General features: G+C 59.4%; 4 protein-coding genes. All 4 read right to left on the bottom strand.

Annotation, left to right across the window (positions count from 1 at the left end):
- Positions 1-1,086 (bottom strand): KUP/HAK/KT family potassium transporter (locus Q4Q11_RS30895; protein ID WP_498571874.1); only part of this gene is annotated, 1,086 nt, incomplete at its 3' end.
- Between the two features lie 17 nt (positions 1,087-1,103).
- Positions 1,104-2,081 (bottom strand): magnesium transporter CorA family protein, encoded by a 978-nt coding sequence (locus tag Q4Q11_RS30890; RefSeq protein ID WP_112513168.1) that lies wholly within the window; start codon positions 2,079-2,081, stop codon positions 1,104-1,106.
- Between the two features lie 414 nt (positions 2,082-2,495).
- Positions 2,496-3,644, bottom strand: a complete 1,149-nt coding sequence (apbC, locus tag Q4Q11_RS30885) for an iron-sulfur cluster carrier protein ApbC (protein WP_498571873.1) — start codon at positions 3,642-3,644, stop codon at positions 2,496-2,498.
- 653 nt (positions 3,645-4,297) lie between these two features.
- Positions 4,298-4,641 (bottom strand): helix-turn-helix domain-containing protein (locus tag Q4Q11_RS30880; protein WP_498571872.1); only part of this gene is annotated, 344 nt, incomplete at its 5' end.

The raw sequence follows: 4,641 nt of genomic DNA, 5'->3' as shown, positions 1-4,641 counted from the left end.
GACCAGGAAGATGACGCCGAAAAACAGCACGGCATTGGCCGACGGCAGGAAGATCTGGCCGGTATTGGTCTCCGACGTGAACAGAATTTCCATGCGCGGCAGGAAGCCCAGATGAATTGCCTGGCGCGTGAGCGAGAAGGCGCCTGTGATGACAGCCTGGCTGGCGATGATCGTCGCGAGAGTGGCGAGAATGACCACCGGCAGGATCGCCCAGTGCGGATACATCAGGAAGAACGGATCGGACATGGCCGTGGGGTTGCGCAGTACGAGCGCACCCTGACCGAGATAATTCAAGGCCAGCGACGGAAACACAATCACAAACCAGGCCCACTGGATTGGGCGGCGGCCGAAATGGCCGAGATCGGCATAGAGGGCTTCCGCACCCGTCACGGTCAGGAACACCGCACCCAGAACGACGATGCCGAGAAAACCTTCCCTTATGAGGAAGCTGACCGCATACCAAGGATTGAGTGCGGCCAGGATGCTGAAATCATCGGAAATGTGCATGATGCCGGCAAGGCCGATGACGATGAACCAGAGGGCCATGATCGGACCGAAGAAACGAGCGACTGCGCCGGTGCCATGCGACTGGATTGCGAAAAGCAGCGCCATGATCGCGACCGATATGGGCACGATATAGTCAGACAGCTCCGGCGTTACGAGCTTCAGACCTTCGACCGCAGAGAGAACCGAAAGCGCGGGCGTGATCATCGCGTCGCCGAGGAAGAGCGCGGCACCCAGCAGACCCAGCAGCATCAGGACGGCGGTATGGCCGTTTGCCGTCTTCATCAACAGCGCCAGCAGCGAGAGCGTGCCGCCTTCGCCGTCATTGTCTGCACGGAGCAGAAAAAGGACATATTTGATGGTGACGATGATCGTCAGCGTCCAGAACATCAGCGAGATGACGCTGATGACTTCGCCGCGCGTCAGGCCGTCCGCGGCCACCGGCTTCAATGCTTCGCGAAAGGCATAGAGCGGGCTTGTGCCGATATCGCCATAAACCACGCCGATCGAACCAAGGGCGAGGAAGGCGAGCTTGCGAGCGTCCATTTTCCCGTCGGGAGAATGATGGGTTTCGTTAGACATTCAGGATCCCTAGACTCTCAGAGCCAGCCTTTCCAGCGAAAAAAGAAAAACGGAACGATGGCGGAAACCACCATCAGCAACAGCGATGTCGGGTAGCCGTAGGCAAAATGCAGTTCGGGCATATGCTCGAAATTCATGCCATAGACGGATGCCACGAGCGTCGGCGGCAGGAACACCACGGAAGCGATCGAAAAGATCTTGATGATGGCGTTCTGCTCTATATTGATCAGTCCGAGCGAGGCATCGAGCAGGAAGGTGATGTTTCCTGCGACAAACGATGCGTGCTCCGACAGCGATTGAACATCCCTCGAGACGTTGCGGCACAGTCCCCTGGCCTCATGGTCCTGCTGCATGGCGGGGATGGTATGGAGAAAGGTCAGCAACCGGGAAAGCGAACTCAGGCTGTCGCGTACCTTGCTGATCGTACGGTGATAGCCTGCGATATCCTTGAGCTTTTCTTCCAGATAATTCGACGGACGGCGGATCTTCTTCACGCGATCGCCGAACACATGCACCGACAATATATCGATACCGGCAGCCGCTTGTTCAAGCACCTCCGCGGTGCGGTCAACGATGGTTTCAAGAAGCTTGGCGAGGAGCGCGACGCCGGTGCGGCGCTCCGGCGGGATGCGTTGCAGAGCGGCGATGAACAGCGCAAAGGATTTCGGCTTCGCATAGCGGATCGTGACCAGCCGATTGCCCGTCAGGATGAAGGCGACATCGGTCAGCATCGGCAGATTGGTGTCCGCTTTCCATATCAGCGAGGCCGTCAGGAAAACGGAGCCTTTCTCGATATAGAGGCGGCTGGACGGTTCTATATCTTTCATGTCCTCGCGCGTGGGCACTTCGAGCCCAAGCAGGCGCTCGATACCGGCTTCCTCTTCACGCGAGGGATCGATCATGTCGATCCAGACGGCATCGTCGGGCAGCCGGTCGGCGGCCGATAGATCGGGAAGCTCAAGCGGCTTCTGGTCTGAGCAATAGGCAGTTATCAACTGCTTGCTCCTGCAGCGGTACGAACAAGGCCGAAGCCAAGGCGCTTTGCGCGCACTTGCGGCAATCCCGCCAATGGCCAATGAAAGAAGCTCATAAAACCCCGGTCGTATCCCGCCTGTCCGGCTGGGAATCCGTGTTCACGTTCCATTGCGCTGCTGTACCAATCCTTCGTCCGTTCCGGCGAGGCCACCTGCTCGGACGAAATAAGACCACCGTTCGCCGGAGAGCGGTCATCGGAAACGACCGACCGGTTCCACGCAGGCGGCGCATATGCAGCAAAGCTCGCAAAGAATCAAGTCACAACCTCTTCATCGCGCGCTTTCACCGCAGCTTGGCTAATCCAGCGAAGTCATAGCACAGGATGCCGGCAAGACAATCCGCCACTATACGGAAAGCCGGCGTGCCTTTATGAATTATTCGAACACGATCGCCGGCGCCGCTCGCTGCGGCGAGCCGATCACTTGCTTCCAGACATTAGCCGCGATCTCGCGATATATTCCGGCCACCACTCCGTCCGGCTCGGCGACGACGAGCGGCGTACCGGCATCCGATGTTTCGCGAATGCCCATGGTCAGCGGTACCTCGCCGAGGAAAGGCACGCCGATGCGCTCGGCTTCCTTGCGCGCGCCGCCATGGCCGAAGATGTCATAGCGTGCGCCCGTATCCGGGGCGATGAAATAGCTCATATTCTCGACGATACCGAGAACGGGCACCTCGACCTTGCGGAACATGTTCAGGCCCTTGCGCGCATCAATCAGCGCCAGATCCTGCGGCGTTGAAACAATGACGGCGCCGGCAAGCGGCACCTGCTGCGCCATGGTGAGCTGCACGTCGCCCGTGCCGGGCGGCATGTCCACGACAAGCACGTCAAGCTCGCCCCAGGCGACCTCGCGCAGCATCTGCAGCAGGGCGGACTGCACCATCGGCCCGCGCCAGATCATCGCGGTCTCCTCCTCGACGAGAAAACCCATCGACATGACCTTGAGGCCGTAATTCTCCATGGGATTGATGATGCGGCCGTCGATCTGGGTCGGTCGGCCGGAAATCTTCAGGAGGCGCGGCATCGAGGGGCCGTAGATATCGGCATCCAGAATGCCGACGCGTAGGCCGTTGGCAAGCAGGCCCAGCGCCAGATTGACCGCCGTCGTCGATTTGCCGACGCCCCCCTTGCCCGAGGCGACGGCGATGATGGCCTTGACGCCGGGAACGCCGATCTTGGCGCTGCGGGGCGGCTGCTGCGGGGCGTGCGGATGGGAATGGCCGCGCGGAGCAGCCGGCGCGGGCGCCGGCCGGGCCGCAGGGGCACCAGCCTTCTTGTCGGCCGTCAGGGCGACCAGAGCGCCCTTGACACCAGGCAATTCCTTGATGACCCGCTCGGCCGCAAGGCGCAGCGGCTCCAGATCCTTTGCGCGCTCGGCGGGAACAGTGATGGAAAAAAAGACCTTGCCATCGGAGATGAAAACATCCGACACCATGCCGAGCTCGACGATGTTGTGCTCCAGGTCCGGGCCGCGAACCGTCTTCAACGTTTCCAGCACCTGCTCTTTGGTGATGCCTGCCATTCCATCCTCGCTGCACTATCTCGCGTAAAGCCCGGCCCATGCCGCAGGCTTCTCGAAATCTTTCCGGTTTAGATAGTGGAGCGGCAGGACTTCGCCAAACGAAATCGGGATGTGCCGATAAAAAACGCCTTCGTTGCGGCCGGCAGGTCCGCCGGGTCCATCTATGACCCCACCAGCCGCAACACGCTCCCAATCAGGGGAAGACGTTTCGCCGGCCGACATAGAGCAACGGTCCGAAAGGAATAGGGCAGGGACATGAAAATCGCCTCACCCGCGCCTTCGATCTTGCTGGGCGTGTCAAATAAGCAACAACCGCCGCCAACGCCTTCGCCTGGAGAAGCTATGGCGAAGGCATCGGCGACGGTCATCTGATCCGCGCACGTTCATCGGCGCTGTTATCAAAGTCCCCTCTGGACCTCTGCCATTTAACAAGCAGGAAGCGTGCCAGTTTAGAAAAATTTGAAAAAATCGTTTGATTTCAAGTCGCCGATGACTCGAGAGGTTAAATGGGCAAACCGGGGACAGCAAACGCTCATCCTATTTTATTCGCAACGCACAAAAATCACTCATGAAGTTGCCCGAATCTCGGTCATCGACATGCACGACATCGTGCCGAAGCCGAAGGCAAACGAAGATGCGGCCGGGATGGAGCTTTACTTGATCAGGCCCACACGCAAGGCCTTGGCAACGGCCTGCGTACGGTTGACCGTGTCGAGCTTCTTGGTAGCTCTGTTCAGGTAGTGATTGACCGTATGTTCCGAGAGCGCAAGTATCTCGGCGATTTCCGCGCTGGTCTTTCCGGCCGCCGTCCAGTTCAGGCAGTCGATTTCCCTGTCGGTGAGGGCATCGACGATCCGTACATCGAGGCTGCGGATTTCCGCAAGCCGATCGAAAACGTGGATTGCGATATAGAAAAGGTCCTTGATCTCGTCGGTCGAAAAAAGATCGCGGTCGCCGGCCAGCGAGACCGCGCCACGAAGGCCAGAGGCATCATGGG

The sequence above is a fragment of the Rhizobium sp. UFLA01-1127 genome (genome assembly GCF_059803845.1).
Note: the sequence above shows the minus strand (reverse complement) of the source record. Positions and strands in the feature narration are given on the sequence as shown.